The following is a 22,921-nucleotide window of genomic DNA, read 5'->3' on the forward strand; positions in this document are numbered from 1 at the left end:
ATCCGGCGAAAATTCACCAAATCGCAAGTACGCCGCCCTAGCTGTCGCGCCGTAGCGTCATTCACGCGGGAGCTGTCGATTGATCGGGGCGAAAATGCGTCCGCAGCGCAAGCTGTGGAGCGGGGGCGGTTCGGCCTCGCATCAGACACAGCACGACCTGCTTGCCTCGGTCGAGGGACTGCGAACCAACTGGTTCTGGTCCACCGACAGCGACGGTCGCCTGACCTATGTCAGCGAGTGGGTCGCGAGCGAGTTTGCCGTCGCCGGTGAAGGCGTGGCGGACAAGGAGCTTGCCGCCATCTTCAAGGTCGAGAGCGATACACTCGAAACCCCGATCGGCTATCTGTTGGCGAAGCAGAAGCCGTTCCGCGCGGTCAACATGCGTTGCACCCATGATCCGCAGGAACGGATCTGGACGATGTCCGGCAATCCGCAGTTCGACGCGGCGGGGAGTTTCCTCGGCTTTCAGGGGATCGGCGCGGATATCACGGCGGTACAGGAATCGGCCGAGGCGATTTCGCGGCTCGCCAGCCACGATCCGTTGACGGGTCTGCGCAACCGGCGCGGCATTTCGGCGCTGGTCGAAAAGGCGCTGCTGGTGTCGGCGCGCTCGGACCAGTCTTTCGCGATCCTGCTGGTCGACCTCGACCGGTTCAAGCAGGTCAATGACACGCTGGGCCATCCGGCCGGCGACAAGCTGCTGACTCAGGTGGCGGCGCGGCTGGGGCGCGTGCTGAACCATAAGGATTGCGTCGGAAGGATTGGCGGCGACGAGTTCCAGATCGTGCTCGACGCGCCGACGGACCGCGATGCGCTTGCGGTGCTGGCCGGAGAGGTGATCCGCACCGTTTCGCAACCCTATTTCATCAACGGCAGCCGCTGCGTGATCGGCGCATCGATCGGCATCGTGCTGGGGCCACAGGATGGCGACACTGCCGAGGATCTGACGCGCAACGCCGATCTGGCGCTCTATGCGGCGAAGGACGCAGGCCGGGGCGGCTATCGTTTCTTTGCGCGCGATATGCTTGAGGCGGCGGAGGACCGCCGGCTGCTGGAGCAGGATCTGCTCGACGCGCTCGACCGCGGCGAACTGGAGGTCAATTACCAGCCGCTGGTCAAGGCGATGACCAATCGGATTGTGGGGTTCGAGGCGCTGTTGCGCTGGAACCACCCCGACCGCGGCCGCATCTCACCCGCGCTGTTCATTCCGATTGCCGAGGAAACCAGCCTGATCGCGCGGCTGGGCGAATGGACGATGCGTCAGGCATGCGCGGACGCGGCAACCTGGCCGGGCGACCTTCGCGTCGCGGTCAACGTGTCGCCGGTCCAGTTCGCCAACCCGAACCTGTCGCATGTGGTGCTCAATGCGCTCGCTCATTCCGGGCTGGAACCCGACCGGCTCGAACTGGAGATCACCGAAAGCGTCTTCATCGACGGTGGCGGCGAGGCGGAAGCGACCTTCGCGACGCTCAAGAAGATCGGCGTGCGGCTGGCGCTCGACGATTTCGGGACGGGCTATTCCTCACTGGGCTATCTGAAGTCGGCGCCGTTCGACAAGATCAAGATCGACCAGAGCTTTGTGCGGTCAGTCGCCGATCCTGCGTCGCGCAACAACGCGATCATCACCGCGATCGTCGCACTCGCGCGCGCGCTCGGGATGGAAACCACGGCTGAGGGGGTCGAATCGCTCGATCAGCTCGAGGCGCTCCGCGCGCTCGATGTCGGATTGATCCAGGGCTATCTCTACAGTCTGCCGGTCTCGGCTGCGGCCGTGACGGAGATGCTGGGCAAGGAACATCGGGAGATCCAGCCGATCGGCCCGGCAAAGCAGCGCGGCAGCCGCGTCGCGACCTTCCGCCGCATCGGTGCGGTGCATGGCGATCATTATTACCCGGTGATCCTGCGCAACCTGTCCGGCACCGGGGCGCTGATTCAGGGGCTGGTGGACGTGCCGCCGGGCACGCGGTTCGTCATCGATTTCGGCGACCGCCAATGGGCCGTCGCAACGGTGCGCCGGTCGCGGGGGACGCATCAGGGACTCGAATTTGACGAAGCGCTGGTGAGTGATGGGCAGGGCGGTTACCGCCCGCGCTATCGCGTATCGTCGATGATGCTCGCTCAGCTCGGCCTGTCGCTCGACCGGATGATCGAGCGCGGCTGGGAGCGCCCGGTGGTCCAGTCGGCGCTGCCGGGGTTGCCGGTCTTCCAGACTTCGCTGCGATAGAAGGGGCGCGGTTTCCGCCATTGCGCGCGGACGCCGCAACGCCCAAAGCGGGGCATGATCCAGGACCATGTTCTCTTTATCGACGGCGAGGCAATCATCATCGACAAGCCCGCCGGGCTGCCGGTCGATCCGCCGCGCGACGGATCGATCAGCCTCGAGAATTATCTGGGCAATCTGACCTTTGGCTTCCAGCGCTGGCCGACTGCGGTGCACCGGCTCGATCGCGATACCAGCGGCTGCCTGCTGCTCGCGCGCCATCCCAAGGCGCATGCACGCTTCCAGCAGGCGTTCGAGGCGGGGGCGGTGACCAAGCGCTACCTCGCCGTGATCGACGGCGTGCCCGAGGAGCCATCGGGGCTGATCGATCTGCCGCTGATCAAGGTATCGAGCGCCGAACGCGGCTGGCGGATGACCGGCGACGGCGCAGACAAGATGGGGGGCAAGGCCGCGCGGACGCGCTGGCGGGTGCTGGATGCGAAGGACGGGCGCGCGTTCGTTGCCTTCTATCCCGAGACCGGGCGCACGCACCAGATCCGCGTCCATGCCGCCGAGGGGCTGGGCATCCCGATCACCGGCGATCCGGTCTATGGCGTTGCGGGCGGACGCACGATGATGCTCCACGCCGCGCAGCTCACCGTGCCGCGCCCGGGCAAGCCTGACGTCCATGCCGAGGCGCCGACCCCGGCGCGCTTCAAGGCGATGGGCTTTGGCGGCTTTGCCGAAGGGGCAGGCGAGGACGCTGCTGCGGGCGATGCGGCGGACGGGAACGATGCCGGCTGAGCTGCCCGAAGCGGCGATCGTTGAGGAGAAGTTCCTCGCGGCGTCGGGGCCGGGCGGGCAGAACGTCAATAAGGTCGCGACCGCGGTGCAACTGCGCATCGACGTGTTCAGGCTGGGCCTGCCGCCCTGGGCTTATACCAAGTTCAAGGAACTGGCCGGGAGCCGGATGACCGCGGGCGGCGAGCTGGTGATCACCGCGCGCAAATTCCGCACGCAGGAAGCCAACCGCCAGGATGCGCGCGAGCGCGTGATCGAACTCATCACCAAGGCGTATGAACGCGATGCGCGGCGGGTGAAGACCAGACCGAGCAAGGCGGCGAAGGCGCGCCGCGTCGACGAGAAGAAGGGGCGCGCCGTGGTCAAGGCCGGGCGCGGCAAGGTTCGGGTCGAGTGACCGATCGGGTCGCAGCGGTGCTGACAGCGCTGGAGGCCGAGGGGCTGGCGAAGACCCGCGACGCGATGGGACCGCGCTACGGCATCGTCACCGCCGATCGCGTGTTCGGCGTGCCGATGGCGCGGATTCAGGCGGTCGCCAAACCGCTGGGCAAGGACCACGACCTTGCCGCCGGCCTGTGGGCAACGCGGGTCTATGAGGCGCGCATGGCCGCCTTCCTGATCGACGATCCGGCGCTGGTGACTCACGCACAGATGGATGCCTGGCGCGCCGGGTTCGACAATTGGGCGGTGACCGACACCGCCTGCTTCAAGCTGTTCGACAAGGTCGAGGGCGCGGCGGCGATGGTCGAGCCATGGACCCGGCTCAATGACGAGATGGGGCGTCGCGCGGGCTTCGCGCTGCTTGCCTGCCTCGCGCTGCACGGACGCCCGGCGGACTTCGTGCACGGCCTTACGCTGATCGAGGGGGCGGCGGGCGACGCGCGCAACTTCGTCAAAAAGGGCGCCAACTGGGCGTTGCGCGCGATCGGCGGGAAGAAGGACCCGGCGCTACGCGCGGCGGCGCGTGACCTGGCGGCGAAACTTTCCGCGTCGGACGACCGCACTGCGCGTTGGAACGGCAAGGATGCGCTGCGCGCCTTCGCCAAAGCGGACTCGAAGACCTGACCCCTTGCGTCCGGCACCGCGCCGGGCCACCTGCGAGGCCATGTACAGCTTCGACATCGCGGCCGGATCGAAGGCCGAGCTTTACCGCGACCTGCTGGCCGCGCTCGACGCGCTGACCGCGGGCGAGGACGACTCCGTCGCCAATATGGCCAATGCGGCGTCGCTGATCTGGCAGTATCTGCCCGACCTCAACTGGGCCGGATTCTACCGCAATGTCGGTGGCGAGCTGGTGCTCGGCCCGTTTCAGGGCAAGGCGGCGTGCATCCGCATCCCGTTCGGCAGGGGCGTGTGCGGCGCGGCGGCGGCGAGCAGGGAGACTCAGCTGGTCGAGGACGTCCACGCCTTTCCGGGCCATATCGCGTGCGATGTCGCGAGCAATTCCGAGCTGGTGGTGCCGATCGTGCAGAACGGCCGGCTGATCGGCGTGCTTGATCTCGACAGCCCCATGCGCGGGCGATTCGATGCTGAGGATGTCACCGGATGCGAGGCGTTGGTGGCGCTGCTGGGTCCACGCATCGCGGGTTAAGTCCCTGACCCGATTCGGGACTTTCTTAACCACAGCCCGCCATTGGTTGCAGCGAAACGAAAATGTTAAGAAAAGGTGAAGAATCGCGTCTTCACCGATTGGAGCGCGCGAGTCCGCAAAGGAGTTGCCGCAACCATGCGTACCGCCACCCTCATCGCCACTACGCTTGGCGGTCTCTCGCTCGCCATGCCGTCGCAGGCACAGCATGCCCGTCCGGCGCCGGTCGCTCCCGCCGCGCCGGTCGCGGTGATGCCGGCGGCGCCGCATGTTCAGCATGCGCCGCGCCCCGGCTGGCGTCCCGGCACGCCGCCTCCCGGTGGCTGGCAGCCGGGACGCCCGCCGCAGGGTGGTTGGAAGCCGACCCGCCCCGGCAACTGGCAGCCGGCACGTCCCGGTCGCTGGGGACAGCGGATCGATGGGCGCTGGTCCGCGGGCTGGAAGGCGCCGGGCGGCTGGAACGCCTATCGCCGGCCCGTGCGCGGCTGGACGCTGCCGAGCTACTGGATCGGCAGCGGCTTCTGGATCAACGACTGGTCGAGCTGGGGGCTTAGCCGCCCGGCATCCGGCTATGACTGGGTCCGCTATTATGACGACGCGGTGCTGATCGACCGCCGCGGCAAGGTGTGGGATTCGGTGAGCGGCCTCGACTGGGACCGCGACGGCCACGGCTATGATGATGACGACCGCGACGATGGCTATTATGCCGATCGTGAGGGCGATCGCGGCTATGGCGCCGATTACGACGCGCCCGACTATGAGGACTATGACCGCGACGTCCGCGTGCGGCACCATGACCGCCGGGAATATCGCGACGAATATCGCGGGGGCTATGCCCGCCGCGGTCCGCTCGTCTGCGTCGCGAACTGCTACACTCAGGGCTATTATGGCGCACCCGCGACCACGACCGTGGTGATCCAGTCGGTGCCGGTGGTGACGACGACGGTGACCGAGGAAGTGATCTACTCCTCGCCCCGCCGGGTCGTGCGCCGCGCCCCGACGAAGAAGCTTTATCGCGCGCCGGTGAAGGGCAAGAACTGCTATTGCCGTTGAAGCGCTTCCCGCCGCCATCCCCGGGGGGAGGATGGCGGCGGGCTCCCAGTTCGTGAAAGAACGCGCTTAGGCCGCGGTCGTCAGCGCGGCGGACGCGTGCCGAAGGTGACGATGCTCTCGCTGCCATCCGCCGCGACCGCCGAGACTCCGACGAAGTGATCGTCGACCGGAACATCCTTGAGCACCGTCTCGGTCAGCCCGGCGACCCCGCGCACATCGGTCCAGTCCTGCATGTCGTTGCGGCGCCAGTGGACACGATAGCCCTTGGCGCCCGCGACCGGATTCCACTTCACCTTGATGTCGTGCGAGAGTGCGCCGTCGAGCACCACGCCTGACGGTGCATCGGGTGCGTTGGCGAGCCGGCGGATCGTTGCGACGTTGAGCGCCGTCACCTTCGCCAGATAGGGAAAGTCCATCTTGTCGATCGTGTCGCCATAGACGCGGCCATTTTCGGTGCGCAGGTCCTGATGCTGCTGGTCGTAATGCTCGGCGCCGACCGAGAAACGGATCGCCGGATAGCCGAGGCGCAGGAATGGCTCGTGATCGCCGCCGCGGCCGAACCGGTCGGGGCGGCGAACGATGAAGGCGTCGAGCGCGTCGGGCGAGTCTTTGCGCAGCCCGTCGGCGACCTTGTCGATCGCCTTGGCGAGCGCGCGGCTGGGGCCGTCATCCTCGCCGCCGTCGCCGCGGCGTTTGATCTGTTCCTCGATCGTCTCGGATGCGCGGATGCCCTCGGAGAAGACGCGCACGCGATCGGCGACGCGCACGCCGTTCTGGCCCATCGTGCCGCCGACGATGTCGTTGTTGAGCACCGCGATCACGGTCCAGCCGCGCTCCTTCGCGGTTTCGGCCAGCAGCGTGCCGCCCCACAGCCCCTGTTCCTCGCCCGACAGCGCGGCGTAGATGATCGTCGCGCGATGCTTCTGCTTTGAGAGGATCCGCGCCGCCTCGATCACCAGCGCGACGCCCGATGCGTCGTCATTGGCGCCGGGCGCGTCAGCGGTGAAGTTGAGCGGGTCGGACACGCGGCTGTCGATATGCCCCTGCACGATCACGACGCGCTTGGGGTCCTCGCCTGCCTGAAAGCCGAGGACGTTGACGATCTCGACCCCGCCCGGCGCGCGCGGGCCGGTGAAGGTGCGGGCGATGTTGGCGACTTCGATGCAGCCGCACTTCTCGCCGATGCGGTTGAACTCGTCCGCCGCCCATTTACGCGCGGCGCCGATGCCGCGGACCGGATCGGTCGCGGAAGACAGGCTGTGGCGCGTGCCGAAGCTCACCAGCTTCTCAACATCGGCCTTGAGCCGTTCGGGGCTGGGTTGTTCGGGAGCCGGCTTGTTCTGGGCGTTGACGGTGATCGGGGCGGAGGCTGCCAGGAGCAGCGCGGTAAGGGTCAGATTGCGCATAGGATCAGCTTAGCCGGTCGATTGCGTCGCGGTCGAGGCTTCCCGGGATCAGCATCAGCGGAACCGGGAGCGCGGCCATGTCGCTGCTGGTGAAGTGGGTGACCAGCGCGCCGGGCTTGCCTCCTATCGCGACGCCGAGGACGAGTGCGGCGATCTCGGGATTCGCGTCGATCAGTTCGCGGATGATCTTGGGGCCATCACCCTCGCGCAGGGTGATTGTGGGCTTCAGACCCGATTCCTGGATCAATGTGCCGGCGGCGCCCGCGACCAGAGCCTCGGCGCGCTGGCGCGCCTCTTCTTCGATCGTTGCCATCACGCCGCCCCACTGGACGAAATCGGGCTTGGGAATCAGCGAGAGAATCTCGACTCCGCCACCGGTCTTGACCGCGCGGCGCGCGGCGAAGCGCAGCGCAATCTGCGCCTCCGCGCTCTCGTCGATCACCACAAGATAGGTACGCATGAAACCATCCCCTCCCGTTTCTCCTTCGTGGTGACGCGAGAAGGGCCGCAGCGCAAGAGGTTGACGGGTGCGGGAGGGTTGACCCGCGCCGTTCATCGCGCAAGGGAGGATGGAAACCACCACCCTGCGACAGGATCCTCCCCACCCATGTCGATCGACATCAAGATGCCTGCCCTTTCCCCGACGATGGAGGAGGGCACTCTCGCCAAATGGCTGGTGAAGGAGGGCGATACGGTCAAGGCCGGCGACCTGATGGCCGAAATCGAGACCGACAAGGCGACGATGGAGTTCGAGGCGGTCGACGAGGGCGTGATCGCGAAGATCCTGATCGCCGAGGGCACCGATGGCGTTAAGGTCGGCACCGTGATTGCGGTTCTGGCGGGCGAGGGCGAGGATGCGTCGTCGGTCGCGGCCCCCAAGGCCGAAGCCCCCAAGGTCGCCGAGGCACCCAAGGAAGAACCCAAGGCGGCTGCCCCTGCAGCGCCGGCACCCGCTGCTGCCCCTGCGGCGAGCGGCGATCGCGTCAAGGCGAGCCCGCTGGCGCGCCGCATCGCGGCCGAGAAGGGCGTGGATCTGGGCGGTGTGAGCGGCTCGGGCCCGAACGGACGCATCATCAAGGCGGATGTCGAGGGCGCGAAGCCCGGCGCAGCGCCTGCTGCTGCCGCACCGGCGGCGGCTTCGGCGGCTGCACCCGCGGCTCCGGCGGCGCCTGCCTCGGTCTGGTATGACGAGAGCATCCCGCACGAGGAAGAGAAGCTCAGCAACATCCGCAAGACGATCGCGCGCCGCCTGACCGAGGCGAAGCAGACGATCCCGCACATCTACCTCACCGTCGATGTCCAGCTCGATGCGCTGCTCAAGCTGCGCGGCCAGCTCAACAAGAGCCTCGAAGCCCGCGGCGTGAAGCTGTCGGTCAACGACATGCTGATCAAGGCGCTGGCCGTCGCGCTGGCGCAGGTGCCGAAGTGCAATGTCACCTATGCGGGCGACAAGCTGATCAAGTATAGCCGCTCGGACGTCTCGGTCGCGGTCTCGACTCCGACCGGCCTGATCACCCCGATCATCCGCGACGCGGCGAATATCGGTCTGGCGTCGATCTCGACCCAGATGAAGGAGCTTGGCCAGCGGGCCAAGGAAGGCAAGCTGCAGCCGCACGAATATCAGGGCGGCACCGCCAGCATTTCCAACATGGGCATGTTCGGGATCAAGCAGTTCGACGCGGTGATCAACCCGCCTCAGGCGATGATCCTGGCGGTCGGCGCGGGCGAGAGGCGTCCGTACATTGTTGACGACGCACTGGGCGTGGCGACTGTCATGTCGGCGACCGGCAGCTTCGATCACCGCGCGGTGGACGGGGCCGACGGCGCCGAGCTGATGAAGGTGTTCAAGGCGCTCGTCGAGTCGCCAATGGGCCTTCTGGCCTGACACCGGGTGCCTGGCTGAGATGCGCGTCCTCGTTGAAGCCCTGCACATTGCAGCCGGAATCTCGGTCGCGCTGTTGATCGCCGCGTTGTCCGCCTGGGCCTACCCGCTCGCCGCGCGCGATGTGTGGCTGGTGACGGCGGTTGCGATTGTTTGCGTGATCGTCATGGGCATCGGGCCGATGCGCCGGGCGATGGCGGCCGACCGCGGCAAGGCGGACAAGAACGATGCCTGATCGCAATCCGCCTGCGTTCGAGCCGACGATCCGGGTCAGCACGATGCCCGCCGACGCCAATGCCTATGGCGATATCTTCGGTGGCTGGCTGGTCGGGCAGATGGACATGGCCGCGGGGCTGGTCGCTGCGCGCCGGGCGCGGGGGCGGGCGGTGACGATCGCGATGGACGGCATGCAGTTCCACGCTCCGGTTTTCGTCGGCGACGAGGTCTCGGTCTATGCCGAACTGGTCAAGGTCGGACGGACCTCGATGAAGATCGACGTCGAGGCGTGGCGCCGCAACCGGCACGCTGAGGAGCACCAGCTGGTGACGCAGGCCGTATTTACCTTCGTCGCGGTGGGCGATGACCGCAAGCCGCGGCCGGTGGACGGCTGATGCGCGGCGCGCTCGCCCAACCTATCTATCGTTCAATCCTCATTCCCCAGGGGCTCTAGAAGGCAATGGCTGAATCCTATGACGTGATCGTGCTCGGTTCCGGACCCGGCGGCTATGTCGCTGCGATCCGTGCGAGCCAGCTCGGCCTCAAGACCGCGATTGTCGAGCGCGAGCTGCTGGGTGGCATCTGTCTCAACTGGGGCTGCATCCCGACCAAGGCGCTGCTGCGCTCGGCCGAAATCTTCCACTTCATGCAGCACGCCAAGGATTACGGCCTCGCCGCCGAGAAGATCAGCGCGGATCTGGAAGCCGTGGTCAAGCGCTCGCGCGGGGTCGCCAAGCAGCTCAATCAGGGCGTCACGCACCTGATGAAGAAGAACAAGATCGCGGTGCACATGGGCAGTGGCAAGCTGACCGGTAAGGGCAAGCTCAGCGTCACGGCCGCGGACGGCAAGGTGACCGAGCTGACCGCGAAGAACATCGTTCTCGCCACGGGCGCGCGCGCCCGCGACCTGCCGAACCTGCCCGCCGACGGCAACAAGGTGTGGACCTATCGCCATGCGATGACGCCGAAGGAGATGCCGAAGAAGCTTCTGGTCATCGGATCGGGCGCGATCGGCATCGAATTCGCAAGCTTTTACAATGACATGGGTGCGGATGTGACCGTCGTCGAGATGCTCGACCGCATCGTGCCCGTCGAGGATGCCGACATCTCCGCGCATCTCGAGAAGGCGCTCAAGAAGCAGGGCATGACGATCATGACCGGCGCGAAGATCGACAAGATCGCCGCCGACGCGAACGGCGTGAAGGCCACGATCATCGCCAAGGACGGCAAGTCCGCTGTGGGCGACTTTAGTCACGTTATCGTCGCGATCGGGATTGTCCCGAACACCGCCGATCTCGGCCTCAAGGAGCTTGGCGTCGCTGTCGACGACCGCGGCTTCCTCAAGACCGACACCGCGTGCAAGACCAACATCGACGGCCTCTACGCGATCGGCGACATCACCGCGCCGCCGTGGCTTGCGCACAAGGCGAGCCATGAGGGCGTGATCGCGGCTGAGGCAATTGCGGGCAAGCATCCGCATGCGATGGACCCGCTCAACATCCCGGGCTGCACCTATTGCCACCCGCAGATCGCGTCGGTCGGCCTGACCGAGGCGAAGGCGAAGGAGGCCGGCTATGAGGTCAAGGTCGGCAACTTCCCCTTCATCGGCAACGGCAAGGCGATCGCGCTGGGTGAGCCCGAAGGCTTTGTGAAGACGGTGTTCGATGCGAAGACCGGCGAGCTGCTCGGCGCCCATATGATCGGCGCCGAGGTGACCGAGATGATCCAGGGCTACACCATCGGCAAGACGCTCGAGACCACCGAGGCCGAGCTGATGGAGACGGTATTCCCGCACCCGACGATCAGCGAGACGATGCACGAGGCGGTGCTGGCCGCCTATGGCCGCCAGCTGCACATGTGATCCCGTTCAGCCTTTCTTGGTGAAACCCTGCCATGCTGCCGCGCGAATTGCGGGAGCATGGCATGTCGGCAAAGGCGTTTCTGGGGATCGTCCCCATCTTCGGGTTCGGCGGGCTGGCGATCTATCTCTATCGCGTCAACGACTCGATGGGCGGAGTGGCGTCGCAACAGCTGATGCCGATGGTCTATGCGCTCGGCGCGATCAGCGTGTTCTTCAGCCTTCCGATCCTGTTCAAGCTGCTGCGGTTGGCGACGGCGAAGCCCAAGGGCGGAAAGACGTCCGAGGATGCGGCGGGCGGCGGTTTCGATGCCGACGCGACGATCTCGCGCTATCTTGAGAAGAAGGCTTCGGGCGAAGCGAACTTCGTGGTGCCCGATGGCGCGGCACCCCGCGCAACCTTCGGCCGCAAATCGGTCTGACGCGCGGCGGTTAGCCCGCCTTCGCCTGCGCGAAGGCCTGCATCAGCGTCGGATAGTCGGACGCTTCGGGGAATTTTTCGAAGCTATGGGTCGCGCCGGTCTGCGCCCAGGGCAAGCGTTCGCTGGTATAGGTCTCGATGAACGGGACGAACCCGCTCGCATCGTCGAGCATCGTCGCGCGCACGTTTACCGCGCCGTACTCAGGCGGCAGCCGCGTGAAGAGCCAGCTCTTGCACCAGTCGCAATGATGATGCCGTGCCTCGTCGCCATGCAGACCGCCGATCACCGGCTCGCCCTCGAGGATCTCCAGCGCATCGGCGGGCAAGGTGAGGGTGGTCGAGAAGGCGCTGGCGCTCATCTTCTGGCAGCCGCGGCAATGGCAGACCGCGGTGACGAACGGCTCGGCGTTGATCCGGAACCGAACCTTCCCGCAGCGGCATCCGCCTTCCTGACCCGTCACCATTCGACCCTCCGCTTTACAGCGCGGCTCCGTGCCGCCACGCTGCCACCATAACCGAAGGGGAGGGACATCGGCATGGATAATTCGATCCTGTGGCCCACATTCGCGCTCGTGGGGCTGGCGTTCATTGTCTACCTGATGATGTTCGTGAAGCGGTTCGGCCATATCCGCGCCAACCCGCCGACGGCGGAGGATTTCGCGACGGGTGAGGCAGCCCTGCGCTACTTCGAGCCGGTCGAGATGCCGGCGAACAACTATCGCAATCTGTTCGAGATGCCGGTGCTCTATTTCGCGCTGGTTCCACTTCTGCTGATCACCGGCCACGACAGCATGGCGCAGGGGGTGCTGGCGTGGGTCTATGTCGGGCTGCGCTGCGTTCACAGTTTCGTGCACATCGGGCCGAAGAAGGTGCCGGTGCGAGCGCTGCTCTTCTCGCTCTCGGCGCTTGTGTTGCTGGCGATGTGGATCGGCTTTGCGATTGACGTGGCGAGCGCACGGGCTGCGCTGGACGGCGTGATGGAGAACCCGGCCAGGGTTTGAGCTTTGGGAAGACATGGCGAAGCAAGACGATCACGAGCAGGTTTTGCAGAACTTTCACGAGGCGGTGAACATGACCGCGGGTGAGATCGAGGCGTGGCTGCAGACCGAGGAAAGCGGCAAGGTCGGCTTCAGGCGCGACGGTGCGACTGAGAGTGTCGGCCACGCTTCGGGCCGCCGGATCGTGAGCATCCTGCGGACCCCCCGGGATGGGCTGGACGGCAGCGACTATGCGCATATGCGGAAGGTGGTCGGCTTCGTGCGGCGGCATCGCGGACAAGGGCCGTATGAGGAGTTCCGTATTCCGACTTCGCGTTGGCGCTATTCGCTGATGAACTGGGGACATGATCCGCTGAAATAGTTGACCTTTGGCGCGGGCGGGGCGAGCGTCGGGAAAACGCCAAACGGGGGATACCATGAAGCGCCAGATGATCGCCGCGGCTGCAGCCGTGCTTGCCGCCGCACCTGCCGCCGCCGAAACCGTCGTCGTCACCGCCGACCGGATGGTGGATGTCGTCGCGGGAACTGTGGTCGAGCATCCCGCTGTCTTTATCGAGGATGGGCGGATCAAGAACATCGCCGATGCGCGGACGGTGCGCTGGGGCAGCGATGTCCGGCATATCGACTTGAGCGGCAAGACGATCCTGCCGGGCCTGATCGACATGCATGTCCATCTCGACGCCAACCCGCTCTATGGCGGCTATACCGGGCTGCAGTTCACCGACAGTTTCTGGGCGATCCAGGGTGTCGCCAATGCGCGCGCGATGCTCAAGGCGGGGTTCACGACGATCCGCAATGTCGGGTCCGAGAATTATGCCGATGTCGGTTACAAGCAGGCGATCGAGGAGGGGCTGATCACCGGCCCGCGGATCGTGCCGGCGGCGCATGCGCTGGGCGCGACGGGCGGGCATTGTGACCAGACCTATCTGCCGCCCTCGTTCAAAGCGAAGGGCGTGGCGGTCGGCGACGGGCCGCAGGAGCTGCGCGTCAAGGTCCGCGAGCAGCGCAAATACGGTGCCGAGGTGATCAAGATCTGCGCTACCGGCGGGGTCTTCTCGCGCAATACCGAGCCGGGGCAGCAGCAACTGTCGGAGGAGGAGATGCGCGCGATTGCCGACGAGGCGCATCAATGGGGGCTGAAGGTCGCGGCGCACGCGCATGGCGCGGCGGGGATCAAGGCGGCGATCCGTGCAGGGATCGATACGATCGAACATGCCAGCCTGGTCGATGACGAGGGCATTCGGCTTGCTGCTGCGCGGAAGCAGCCGGTCTGGTTCTCGATGGATATTTTCAACACCGACTATACGCAGGCCGAGGGGAAGAAGAACGGCGTGCTCGAGGACAATCTGCGCAAGGACCGCGAGGTGGCACAGATCCAGCGCGACAATTTCCGCAAGGCGCACGCCGCCGGGGTGAAGATGGTGTTCGGCACCGATGCGGGCGTGATGCCGCACGGCACTGCGGCGGGCCAGTTCCGCACGATGGTCACCTATGGGATGACCCCGCTCGAAGCGATCCGCGCGGCGACGGTGACCGCCGCGCAGGCGCTTGGACGCGAGAAGGATGTCGGCGCGATCGCGGTCGGCCGCTATGGCGATATCATCGCGGTAGAGGGCGACCCGCTCAAGGATGTCGGCGTGCTCACCGCAGTGAAGGCGGTGATCAAGGGCGGGGTGCTGGTCTCAGACTAGGCTGGCGGCGGCCGGTTCGATTGTCGTCGCGAGCGGCGCCCGCGGGGCGTCGCTGCCGATCAGCGGGGTGATGGTGACGGTGGTGGCGCCGATGCGGCGCATCCGGCCGTCGATATGGCCGCCATTCTCGATCGTGATGTTCTCATACTCGACGTCGCCGCTGATCCGGGCGGTACGCTCGACGGTGAGTTGGCGGACACGGACCGCGCCCTCGATCGCGCCGGCGATGCGTGCGCTCTCCGCAGTGACCCCGCCGATGATCTGACTTTCCGCACCCTGAATCAGCCCGGCGCAATCGACGTCGCCTTCGATTCGGCCCTCGACATGCAGCTCGGCGCTGGCCCTGATGCTGCCCGAGATGGTGACATCGGCGCCGATGACGGAGAACATGCCGCGCTTGCCGTTGTTGCCATTGGTCAGCGGCATCGCTGGCCGCTCGTCGCGCGTCTTGTTCCCGAACATAAGTCTTACTCCCCCCGCGGCCCTGCGACCCGCGCGCTTATCATATCAAAGGACAGGGTACCGCGCAGCCCGTGCGGGGCGGGGATTCGATGCGATCCGTCGCGATTATCATTCGCATGAGGGGCAATTAGTGGCCGGGCTGCGATCCACGTCGCGGCGATCATACAGACCGCTCCGATTGCGACCATCGGGATGCCAGGGCCCGGACCGCCGAGGATCGCCGCGGTCGATCCGAGCTGGACAAGCGCGGCGAGCGTAAACGCGCTGCGGGTGCCGCGCGAAATCGCGAACGCCAGGATCAGGATGTCGGCGAGCAGAAAGGCGCGCGCGTGCATCCCCGGCAGCAGTCCGGCGGTAAGCAGCGCGGCGAGCGCGGCCATGCCGACCAGCCCTGTTTTGTCGAAGCGCGCCACCTGTAGTTGTGCGACATAGGTGGCAGTAGCGGCGAATGTCGTAGCGAGCGCGAGGCCGAAGAGCGTCGGCGCCAGTTCGGGCGAGATCGCGCTCGCGAGAGACCAGATGTTGGGCGCATTGAGGGCAATGCCGGCATCGGCTTGACGGAAATAGACCGTCGCGAGGTCTGCGGACGACCAGCTGGCGATCAGCGCGGGTGTTGCGACCGCTACCAAGGTGGCGGGTGCCGCGAGCCAATAGCCGAAGGGCACGCGGCGGTGGATGGCAAGCGCGAGGAAGAAGGGCGCGACCAGCGCTGCGTGTATGTCGAACGCGACAGCGATTCCGCACCACGCGAACATGGCGAGGTGACGATGTTCGAGCGCCATCGCCACTGCCATCACGCACGCGGCGACATAGAGCGCGTCGCCCGGGCCGATCAGTAGCGCGTTGAGCGCGACTGCGGGGAGCGCGAGGACGGCGATCGCCCATTGCGCACGCTGCAATGCGCCGAGTGCTCCGAGCAAACGATGGACCGACAGGGCGAGCGCGAGCAAATAAAGGCAGCCCGGCATCAAGTTGAAGGCGGGTTCGGCGAAAGCTGGCGCCACGCCGTGTGTGCGGATCGTTTCCAGCCATGGGACGAAATGCGCGGTCATGTCCGGCGTCTGGAGCGACCACAATAGCGAGGCCACCAGCGCGACGAGCCAGATCGTGGGCGCGGGGATTGGTGGACGAAGGGGCGGGGGCGGCATGGTTTTCCGCATGCCCGAGGCGCGTTGAAATGGAGTTAAGGCCGGCGATCGACCCCGGCATTGACCGGCCAGAGGCGCAAGCGTATAGGCCGCGCGTTCCGCACCGGGGCGGAGAGTCGATTCTGTCGGCTTTTCGGCGTTCCGGGTGGGGCAGAGCTGAACGGTGTCGGAGACTTGGGGCCAGGGGGTTCGCCCGCCAGGCCCTTTTGTATTGCAAAACCAGGGCTCCCGCACAGTAACCGCCGGGCAACCGGTAACGAAAAAGGTGAAGGGCTTCATGCCGACGATCAACCAGCTGGTCCGCAAGGGCCGCGAACCGCAGAAGACCAAGAGCAAGGTCCCTGCGATGGAGCAGAACCCGCAGAAGCGCGGCGTTTGCACCCGAGTGTACACCACGACCCCGAAGAAGCCGAACTCGGCGCTTCGCAAGGTGGCCAAGGTCCGCCTGACCAACCAGCGCGAAGTCATCTCGTACATCCCCGGCGAGGGCCACAATCTGCAGGAGCACTCCGTGGTCCTGATCCGTGGCGGCCGTGTGCGCGATCTTCCCGGTGTGCGCTATCACGTTCTGCGCGGCGTTCTCGATACCCAGGGTGTCAAGGATCGCAAGCAGAGCCGTTCGAAGTACGGCGCGAAGCGTCCGAAGTAAGCCAAAGTAAGCCCCGGACGTGTTCCGGAACCGGCTGAAGTTTTAGAAGGAAATTCAAGATGGCACGTCGTCGTCGTCCCGAGAAGCGGGAAATCCTGCCCGATCCCGTCTATGGTGATCAGGTTCTGTCGAAGTTCATGAATAGCGTGATGCTGGACGGCAAGAAGTCCGTCGCTGAAGGCATCGTCTATTCGGCACTCGAAGTTGTCGAGCAGCGCGCGAAGAAGGACCCGATCGGGATCTTCCACGAGGCGCTCAACAACATCAAGCCGGGCATCGAAGTCCGCAGCCGCCGCGTCGGCGGTGCGACCTATCAGGTTCCGGTCGAGGTTCGTCCGGAGCGTGCGCAGGCGCTCGCGATCCGCTGGCTGATCACTTCGGCTCGCAACCGCAGCGAAAACACCATGTCGGGCCGCCTGTCGGGCGAGCTGCTTGACGCTTCGAACAACCGTGGCAACGCGGTGAAGAAGCGTGAAGACACGCACCGCATGGCGGAAGCGAACCGCGCGTTCAGCCACTACCGCTGGTAAGCTTTGATCATCGGCATCCGCCGATGATCTGGCACCGGTAATTTTCGCACCTATATTCCGGGGAGCCGTCGCAAGCGGCTCCCCACATCGCTAAGGAACCCCGATCATGGCCCGCAGCCATCCGCTCGAGCGTTATCGCAATATCGGCATCATGGCGCACATCGACGCCGGCAAGACGACGACGACCGAGCGCATCCTCTATTACACCGGCAAGTCCTACAAGATCGGCGAAGTGCATGAAGGCACGGCGACGATGGACTGGATGGAGCAGGAGCAGGAGCGCGGGATCACGATCACGTCCGCGGCGACCACGTGCAAGTGGCGCGCCGAAGAGGGCAAGGGCGAAGAGCACCTGATCAACATCATCGACACGCCGGGCCACGTCGACTTCACGATTGAAGTCGAGCGTTCGCTGCGCGTGCTCGACGGCGCGGTCACCTGCTTCGACGGCGTTGCCGGCGTTGAGCCGCAGTCGGAGACGGTGTGGCGTCAGGCCGACAAGTATCGCGTGCCGCGTCTGTGCTACGTCAACAAGCTGGACCGTACCGGTGCGAGCTTCGAGCGTTGCGTCAACATGATCAAGGATCGTCTGGGCGCGCGTACCGCCGTGCTGTATCTGCCGATCGGTATCGAGAGCCAGTTCGTCGGCCTTGTCGACCTGGTCGAGAACCGCGCGATCGTGTGGCTCGACGAGTCGCTGGGTGCGAAGTTCGAATATCGCGAGATTCCGGACGATCTGAAGGACGCCGCTGCCGTTGCGCGCGGTGAGCTGATCGAAATCGCCGTCGAGCAGGACGACGCGGCGATGGAAGCGTATCTCGAGGGCAATGAGCCCGACGTCGCGACGCTGAAGGCGCTGATCCGCAAGGGCACGCTGGCGTTCGACTTCGTGCCTGTGCTGTGCGGCTCGTCGTTCAAGAACAAGGGCGTGCAGCCCCTGCTGGACGCGGTCGTCGACTACCTGCCGAGCCCGCTCGACATTCCGGACGTTCAGGGCGTGAAGCTCGACGGCGAGACCGTGGACACGCGTCCGCCGTCCGACAGCGCGCCGATGTCGCTGCTCGCGTTCAAGATCATGAACGATCCGTTCGTCGGTTCGCTCACCTTCGCCCGCATCTATTCGGGCACCCTCGCCAAGGGTCAGTATCTGAACTCGGTGAAGGACAAGAAGGAGAAGATCGGCCGTATGCTCCTGATGCACGCGAACTCGCGTGAGGACATCGATGAGGCGCGTGCCGGCGACATCGTCGCGATCGCGGGCCTCAAGGAGACCACGACCGGCGACACGCTGTGCGATACGGCGCACCCGATCATTCTCGAGCGGATGGAATTCCCCGAGCCGGTGATCGAGCTGTCGGTGGAGCCGAAGACCAAGGCCGATCAGGAAAAGATGGGCCTCGCGCTCAACCGCCTGGCTGCCGAGGATCCCTCGTTCCGCGTTTCGACCGACCATGAATCGGGTCAGACGATCATCAAGGGCATGGGTGAGCTTCACCTGGAAATCCTGGTCGATCGCATGAAGCGCGAGTTCAAGGTCGAGGCGAATGTCGGCGCGCCGCAGGTGGCGTATCGCGAGTATCTCAAGAAGCCGGTCGACATCGACTATACCCACAAGAAGCAGTCGGGCGGCACCGGCCAGTTCGGTCGCGTCAAGGTCAAGCTGACTCCGGGTGAGCGCGGTTCGGGCTTCGTCTTCAAGGACGAGATCAAGGGCGGTAACATTCCGAAGGAATATATCCCCGCGATCGAAAAGGGCTTCCGTGAGACGGCGCTGACCGGTTCGCTGGTCGGCTTCCCGATCATCGACTTCGAAGTGCTGCTGTATGACGGCGCGTACCACGACGTCGACTCGTCGGCGCTGGCGTTCGAAATCTGCGCCCGCGCCGCAATGCGCGAAGCGGCGCAGAAGTCGGGCATCACGCTGCTCGAGCCGGTCATGAAGGTCGAGGTCGTCACCCCCGAGGATTATCTCGGCGACGTCATCGGCGACATCAACAGCCGTCGTGGCCAGATCCAGGGTACCGATACGCGCGGCAACGCGCAGACGGTCGAGGCGATGGTCCCGCTGGCCAACATGTTCGGATACGTGAACCAGCTTCGCTCGTTCACGCAGGGCCGCGCGCAGTACAGCATGCAGTTCAGCCATTACGACGAAGTGCCGCCGAACGTGGCCGAAGAAGTGAAGGCGAAGCTGGCCTGAGGCGTTCGCGCTAAGGCTGGCGTTACGTGAATTGAACCGCTATGGGGCCGCGTTCTCGCGATTCCCGTAGCGGTCCGGGAAATTTGAATCAGAAGGTAGGAAACAATGGCGAAGGCAAAGTTTGAGCGGAACAAACCGCACCTCAACATCGGCACCATCGGTCACGTCGATCACGGCAAGACCTCGCTGACCGCTGCGATCACCAAGATTCTGGCAGAGAACGTCGCGGGCAACGCGGCCGTCGACTTCGCCAACATCGACAAGGCTCCGGAAGAGCGCGAGCGTGGCATCACCATCTCGACCGCGCACGTCGAGTATGAGACCGACTCGCGTCACTACGCGCACGTCGACTGCCCCGGCCACGCCGACTATGTGAAGAACATGATCACGGGTGCCGCGCAGATGGACGGCGCGATCCTGGTCGTGTCGGCCACCGACGGCCCGATGCCGCAGACCAAGGAGCACATCCTGCTCGCCAAGCAGGTCGGCGTGCCGACCATGGTGGTCTTCCTCAACAAGGTCGACCTGGTCGACGACGAGGAAATCCTTGAGCTGGTCGAGATGGAAATCCGTGAGGAGCTGTCGCGTCGTGAGTTCGACGGCGACAACATTCCGATCATCCGTGGCTCGGCGACCGCCGCGCTTTCGGGTTCGGACGAGAAGCTCGGCAAGGATGCGATCCTCGCGCTCATGGCCGCTGTCGACGAGTCGATCCCGCAGCCCGAGCGTCCGCTCGACAAGCCGTTCATGATGCCGATCGAAGACGTGTTCTCGATCTCGGGCCGCGGCACCGTGGTGACCGGTCGCGTCGAGACCGGCGTCGTCAAGGTCGGTGAGGAAGTCGAGATCGTCGGCATCCATCCGGAAGTCCGCAAGACCACCGTCACCGGCGTCGAAATGTTCCGCAAGCTGCTCGATCAGGGCCAGGCAGGCGACAACATCGGTGCGCTGATCCGTGGCGTTGGCCGTGAAGAAGTCGAGCGTGGCCAGGTTCTCTGCAAGCCGGGTTCGATCAAGCCGCACACCGACTTCCAGTCGAGCGTGTACGTGCTGTCGAAGGACGAAGGTGGCCGTCACACGCCGTTCTTCGCCAACTATCGTCCGCAGTTCTACTTCCGTACGACGGACGTGACCGGCACGATCGAGCTGCCGGCTGGTACCGAAATGGTGATGCCGGGCGACGAAGTTGCCCTCGGCATCAAGCTGATCGCTCCGATCGCCATGGACGTGGGCCAGCGCTTCACGATCCGTGAAGGCGGCCGCACCGTCGGTGCAGGCGTCGTCGCTTCGATCGAGAAGTAAGCCTGAAAAGCAAATAGCCGCCCGGTCCCGAAAAACGGGGCCGGGCGGTTGCTTTTTTGTGAGGCCCCCTGTAAGGGCGCGCCTTCAGTTTAGTTTGAACAGCAAGAGGCCGGTAACCGGCCCCGCTCTTTCATATCGGTAGGGTACATGGACAACAGCATCCGCATTCGCCTTAAGGCGTTCGACCATCGCGTGCTCGACCAGGCTGCCGGCGATATCGCCGACACCGCGCGTCGCACCGGCGCACTTATCCGTGGCCCGATCCCGCTTCCCACGCACATCGACAAGTTCACGGTCAACCGTGGCCCGCACATCGACAAGAAGTCGCGCGAGCAGTTCGAGACGCGCACCTACAAGCGCCTGCTCGACATCGTGCAGCCGACCCCGCAGACGGTCGATGCGCTGATGAAGCTGGACCTTGCGGCCGGCGTCGACGTTGAGATCAAGCTGGCCTGAGCCGGCTAATGCAGCCCCGATCCGGTATCGGGGCTGTTTTCGTTCCATTCGCCGCGCGAATCGCGGGGCAGGGGTGGACAGGGAAGTGAAGCTAACGTAAAGGCGCCGCTTCCCACGAGATTCGCGTGATTCCATCGGGATCATGCAGGGGTGGCCGGATCGATCCCGATCCGAGGTTCCGCCCGAGCGTAACGCTCAAACGACATAGGGATACCGCCGGGTTGGTTCTTTGGAGCCGGCTCGGGTCTGCGTCCCCCGTCTTTCCTGCTCTCGGGCAGGAATTCAGCCCGGACGGGGGCTCGCATCGAATTTTGGGCTGAGGCACGCACCCTCCGGAATGGTCCGTGGGGTGCCTCTGTTATGGAGTGTATGGATCATGCGCACTGGCGTGATCGCGAAGAAACTGGGGATGACCCGCCTGTTCCAGGATGATGGCCGCCACGTGCCGGTCACTGTCCTGAGCCTTGAAGGCCTGCAGGTCGTTTCAGTTCGCGAAAAGGATCGGGATGGCTACACCGCCGTCCAGCTTGGCGCCGGTACGGCGAAGAGCAAGAATGTCGCCAAGCCGCAGCGCGGCCAGTTCGGCAAGGCCGAAGTGGAGCCCAAGGCAATCCTCGCGGAGTTCCGTGTGGATGCGGACGGTCTGCTTGACGTGGGCGCCGAGATTTCGGCCGACCATTATGTCGCGGGCCAGTATGTCGATATCCAGGGCAAGACCCAGGGTAAGGGCTTTCAGGGCGGCATGAAGCGCTGGGGCTTCGGTGGTATGCGCGCGACGCACGGCGTCTCGATCAGCCACCGTGCACTCGGTTCGACCGGTCAGCGCCAGGATCCGGGCAAGGTCTTCAAGAACAAGAAGATGGCCGGTCACATGGGTGACAAGTTCCGCACTCAGCAGAATCTCGAGATCGTCGGCACCGACGTCGAGCGCGGCCTGATCTTCGTCAAGGGCTCGGTCCCTGGCTCGAAGGGTGGCTGGTTGTTCGTCAAGGACGCGGTCAAGCTTCCTGCCCACAAGGATGCGCCGTTCCCGGCCGGCATCAAGCAGGCTGCCAACAGCAACAACGCCCCCGCCGAGACTCCTGCTGAGGAAGTTCCCGCGGTTGAGGCGACCGAAGGCCAGGAGGGCTGAACGTGAAGGTCAAGGTACAGACCCTCGACGCCAAGGCATCGGGCGACATCGAGCTCAATGACGACGTGTTCGGCCTCGAGCCGCGCGCCGACATCCTGCATCGCGTCGTCACCTGGCAGTTGTGGAACCGCCGCGGTACGGCACGCCCGACGCGCGAGCGTTCGGAAGTGTCGCGCACCGGCAAGAAGTTCGGTCGCCAGAAGGGCGGCGGTACGGCTCGCCACGGCGACCGTGCGGCCCCGATCTTCATCGGCGGCGGTAAGGCGCACGGCGCCCGCCTGCGCGACTTCAACATCTCGCTGAACAAGAAGGTTCGCGCACTCGGCCTCAAGATGGCGCTTTCGAGCCATGCCAAGGCAGGCTCGCTGATCGTCCTCGACACGTTCGAGGGCGACAAGACGAAGTCGCTGCTGGGTCAGTTCGAAGGCCTCAAGGTCGGCAAGAAGACGCTGGTGATCGACGCCGAAGCCGGCAACGGTTTCCTCGCGGCACGCAACCTGGTGGGCGTCAACGTCCTCCCGGCGGTGGGTGCCAACGTCTATGACATCCTGAAGCACGACACGCTGGTCCTGACCCGCGCTGCCGTCGAAAAGCTGGAGGCGCGCTTCAATGGCTAAGAAGCAGGCAGAAGCGATCGACATCCGTCACTATGACGTGATCGTCGCGCCGCACATCACCGAGAAGTCGACCCTGGTCTCCGAGCATAATGCGGTGGTCTTCAAGGTCGCCGGTGAAGCGACCAAGCCGCAGATCAAGGCTGCGGTCGAGGCGATCTTCGGCGTCGGTGTCACCGCGGTGAACACCATCGTCCAGAAGGGCAAGACCAAGAAGTGGAAGGGCAAGCCCTACACCCGGTCGGACATCAAGAAGGCGATCGTCACCCTCAAGGATGGTGACTCGATCGACGTGACGCAGGGGGTCAACTGAC

At 65.2% G+C, this 22,921-nt stretch carries 27 protein-coding genes; 22 read left to right on the forward strand and 5 right to left on the reverse strand.

Annotated elements, in window-relative coordinates; genetic code table 11:
• Nucleotides 1-79: 79 nt before the first annotated feature.
• The 6 genes from AC07NK_RS08615 to AC07NK_RS08640 all read left to right on the forward strand — a co-directional run bounded on the left by AC07NK_RS08615 (nucleotide 80) and on the right by AC07NK_RS08640 (nucleotide 5,642).
• Nucleotides 80-2,224, forward strand: a complete 2,145-nt coding sequence (locus AC07NK_RS08615; RefSeq protein WP_495170166.1) for a sensor domain-containing protein — start codon at nucleotides 80-82, stop codon at nucleotides 2,222-2,224.
• Nucleotides 2,225-2,278: 54 nt separating this feature from the next.
• Nucleotides 2,279-3,004: an RluA family pseudouridine synthase gene (locus tag AC07NK_RS08620; RefSeq protein ID WP_495170167.1), complete on the forward strand. Its 726-nt coding sequence runs from the start codon at nucleotides 2,279-2,281 to the stop codon at nucleotides 3,002-3,004.
• Nucleotides 2,976-3,398 carry an alternative ribosome rescue aminoacyl-tRNA hydrolase ArfB gene (arfB, locus tag AC07NK_RS08625; RefSeq protein WP_495170168.1) on the forward strand — a complete coding sequence of 141 codons (423 nt, stop codon included), beginning with the start codon at nucleotides 2,976-2,978 and terminating at the stop codon, nucleotides 3,396-3,398. The genes AC07NK_RS08620 and arfB overlap by 29 nt, the downstream gene beginning before the upstream one ends.
• Entirely contained in the window at nucleotides 3,395-4,066 is a 672-nt protein-coding gene (locus AC07NK_RS08630; RefSeq protein WP_495170169.1) for a DNA alkylation repair protein, read from the forward strand. Before arfB ends, AC07NK_RS08630 begins: the two co-directional genes overlap by 4 nt.
• A gap of 40 nt (nucleotides 4,067-4,106) precedes the next feature.
• Nucleotides 4,107-4,592, forward strand: a complete 486-nt coding sequence (locus tag AC07NK_RS08635) for a GAF domain-containing protein (protein WP_495170170.1) — start codon at nucleotides 4,107-4,109, stop codon at nucleotides 4,590-4,592.
• Between the two features lie 135 nt (nucleotides 4,593-4,727).
• Complete coding sequence (locus AC07NK_RS08640; RefSeq protein ID WP_495170171.1) at nucleotides 4,728-5,642, forward strand: RcnB family protein; 915 nt, start codon at nucleotides 4,728-4,730, stop codon at nucleotides 5,640-5,642.
• A gap of 80 nt (nucleotides 5,643-5,722) precedes the next feature.
• Here the strand turns inward: AC07NK_RS08640 and AC07NK_RS08645 are convergent, their stop codons facing one another.
• Together AC07NK_RS08645 and AC07NK_RS08650 are read right to left on the reverse strand one after the other, a co-directional pair.
• Entirely contained in the window at nucleotides 5,723-7,048 is a 1,326-nt protein-coding gene (locus AC07NK_RS08645) for a M20/M25/M40 family metallo-hydrolase (protein ID WP_495170172.1), read from the reverse strand.
• A 4-nt stretch (nucleotides 7,049-7,052) separates the two neighbouring features.
• Nucleotides 7,053-7,508 (reverse strand): universal stress protein, encoded by a 456-nt coding sequence (locus AC07NK_RS08650; protein WP_495170173.1) that lies wholly within the window; start codon nucleotides 7,506-7,508, stop codon nucleotides 7,053-7,055.
• A gap of 147 nt (nucleotides 7,509-7,655) precedes the next feature.
• On the opposite strand from AC07NK_RS08650, the gene AC07NK_RS08655 reads away from it, so the two are divergent.
• The 5 genes from AC07NK_RS08655 (at nucleotide 7,656) to AC07NK_RS08675 (ending at nucleotide 11,426) form a co-directional block, all read left to right on the forward strand.
• Entirely contained in the window at nucleotides 7,656-8,933 is a 1,278-nt protein-coding gene (locus tag AC07NK_RS08655; RefSeq protein ID WP_495170174.1) for a pyruvate dehydrogenase complex dihydrolipoamide acetyltransferase, read from the forward strand.
• Nucleotides 8,934-8,952: 19 nt separating this feature from the next.
• Complete coding sequence (locus AC07NK_RS08660; RefSeq protein WP_495170175.1) at nucleotides 8,953-9,165, forward strand: hypothetical protein; 213 nt, start codon at nucleotides 8,953-8,955, stop codon at nucleotides 9,163-9,165.
• Nucleotides 9,158-9,541, forward strand: coding sequence for an acyl-CoA thioesterase (locus AC07NK_RS08665; RefSeq protein WP_495170176.1), 384 nt, complete (start codon nucleotides 9,158-9,160; stop codon nucleotides 9,539-9,541). The genes AC07NK_RS08660 and AC07NK_RS08665 overlap by 8 nt, the downstream gene beginning before the upstream one ends.
• Before the next feature lie 65 nt (nucleotides 9,542-9,606).
• Nucleotides 9,607-11,007 (forward strand): dihydrolipoyl dehydrogenase, encoded by a 1,401-nt coding sequence (lpdA, locus tag AC07NK_RS08670; protein ID WP_495170177.1) that lies wholly within the window; start codon nucleotides 9,607-9,609, stop codon nucleotides 11,005-11,007.
• 62 nt (nucleotides 11,008-11,069) lie between these two features.
• Nucleotides 11,070-11,426: a hypothetical protein gene (locus AC07NK_RS08675; protein WP_495170178.1), complete on the forward strand. Its 357-nt coding sequence runs from the start codon at nucleotides 11,070-11,072 to the stop codon at nucleotides 11,424-11,426.
• A 10-nt stretch (nucleotides 11,427-11,436) separates the two neighbouring features.
• Here the strand turns inward: AC07NK_RS08675 and AC07NK_RS08680 are convergent, their stop codons facing one another.
• The gene (locus AC07NK_RS08680; protein WP_495170179.1) at nucleotides 11,437-11,889 is read right to left on the reverse strand and encodes a GFA family protein; all 453 of its coding nucleotides are present in this window, start codon (nucleotides 11,887-11,889) and stop codon (nucleotides 11,437-11,439) included.
• A gap of 72 nt (nucleotides 11,890-11,961) precedes the next feature.
• Here AC07NK_RS08680 and AC07NK_RS08685 point away from each other — a divergent pair, with 72 nt between their 5' ends.
• Genes AC07NK_RS08685 through AC07NK_RS08695 form a run of 3 tightly spaced genes read left to right on the forward strand, consistent with a single transcriptional unit; the run spans nucleotide 11,962 to nucleotide 14,114 of the window.
• Complete coding sequence (locus AC07NK_RS08685) at nucleotides 11,962-12,426, forward strand: MAPEG family protein (protein WP_495170180.1); 465 nt, start codon at nucleotides 11,962-11,964, stop codon at nucleotides 12,424-12,426.
• A 13-nt stretch (nucleotides 12,427-12,439) separates the two neighbouring features.
• Nucleotides 12,440-12,784, forward strand: coding sequence for a DUF3140 domain-containing protein (locus AC07NK_RS08690; RefSeq protein ID WP_495170181.1), 345 nt, complete (start codon nucleotides 12,440-12,442; stop codon nucleotides 12,782-12,784).
• Nucleotides 12,785-12,839: 55 nt separating this feature from the next.
• Nucleotides 12,840-14,114: a Xaa-Pro dipeptidase gene (locus tag AC07NK_RS08695; protein ID WP_495170182.1), complete on the forward strand. Its 1,275-nt coding sequence runs from the start codon at nucleotides 12,840-12,842 to the stop codon at nucleotides 14,112-14,114.
• Here the strand turns inward: AC07NK_RS08695 and AC07NK_RS08700 are convergent.
• Together AC07NK_RS08700 and AC07NK_RS08705 are read right to left on the reverse strand one after the other, a co-directional pair.
• A complete protein-coding gene (locus AC07NK_RS08700) occupies nucleotides 14,106-14,576 on the reverse strand; it encodes a bactofilin family protein (RefSeq protein ID WP_495170183.1) in 471 nt (156 codons plus the stop codon). The genes AC07NK_RS08695 and AC07NK_RS08700 overlap by 9 nt on opposite strands.
• Before the next feature lie 5 nt (nucleotides 14,577-14,581).
• Complete coding sequence (locus AC07NK_RS08705; protein ID WP_495170184.1) at nucleotides 14,582-15,724, reverse strand: putative hexosyltransferase; 1,143 nt, start codon at nucleotides 15,722-15,724, stop codon at nucleotides 14,582-14,584.
• Nucleotides 15,725-16,001: 277 nt separating this feature from the next.
• Between AC07NK_RS08705 and rpsL the strand changes: the two genes are divergently transcribed.
• The 8 genes from rpsL (at nucleotide 16,002) to AC07NK_RS08745 (ending at nucleotide 22,920) form a co-directional block, all read left to right on the forward strand.
• Nucleotides 16,002-16,373 carry a 30S ribosomal protein S12 gene (gene rpsL, locus AC07NK_RS08710; RefSeq protein ID WP_235077518.1) on the forward strand — a complete coding sequence of 124 codons (372 nt, stop codon included), beginning with the start codon at nucleotides 16,002-16,004 and terminating at the stop codon, nucleotides 16,371-16,373.
• Nucleotides 16,374-16,432: 59 nt separating this feature from the next.
• On the forward strand, nucleotides 16,433-16,903 hold the full coding sequence (gene rpsG / locus AC07NK_RS08715) for a 30S ribosomal protein S7 (RefSeq protein ID WP_447723933.1): 471 nt from the start codon (nucleotides 16,433-16,435) through the stop codon (nucleotides 16,901-16,903).
• A gap of 106 nt (nucleotides 16,904-17,009) precedes the next feature.
• Complete coding sequence (gene fusA, locus AC07NK_RS08720) at nucleotides 17,010-19,103, forward strand: elongation factor G (RefSeq protein ID WP_495170185.1); 2,094 nt, start codon at nucleotides 17,010-17,012, stop codon at nucleotides 19,101-19,103.
• Nucleotides 19,104-19,208: 105 nt separating this feature from the next.
• The gene (gene tuf / locus AC07NK_RS08725; protein WP_495170186.1) at nucleotides 19,209-20,405 is read left to right on the forward strand and encodes an elongation factor Tu; all 1,197 of its coding nucleotides are present in this window, start codon (nucleotides 19,209-19,211) and stop codon (nucleotides 20,403-20,405) included.
• Nucleotides 20,406-20,552: 147 nt separating this feature from the next.
• Complete coding sequence (rpsJ, locus tag AC07NK_RS08730) at nucleotides 20,553-20,861, forward strand: 30S ribosomal protein S10 (RefSeq protein ID WP_447723939.1); 309 nt, start codon at nucleotides 20,553-20,555, stop codon at nucleotides 20,859-20,861.
• Nucleotides 20,862-21,237: 376 nt separating this feature from the next.
• Complete coding sequence (rplC, locus tag AC07NK_RS08735) at nucleotides 21,238-21,993, forward strand: 50S ribosomal protein L3 (RefSeq protein ID WP_495170187.1); 756 nt, start codon at nucleotides 21,238-21,240, stop codon at nucleotides 21,991-21,993.
• Between the two features lie 2 nt (nucleotides 21,994-21,995).
• Nucleotides 21,996-22,610, forward strand: a complete 615-nt coding sequence (rplD, locus tag AC07NK_RS08740) for a 50S ribosomal protein L4 (protein ID WP_447723942.1) — start codon at nucleotides 21,996-21,998, stop codon at nucleotides 22,608-22,610.
• A complete protein-coding gene (locus AC07NK_RS08745) occupies nucleotides 22,603-22,920 on the forward strand; it encodes a 50S ribosomal protein L23 (RefSeq protein ID WP_495170188.1) in 318 nt (105 codons plus the stop codon). The genes rplD and AC07NK_RS08745 overlap by 8 nt, the downstream gene beginning before the upstream one ends.
• Nucleotide 22,921 lies beyond the last annotated feature (1 nt).

The sequence above is a fragment of the Sphingomonas sp. GW821-FHT09B04 genome, from assembly GCF_059418285.1.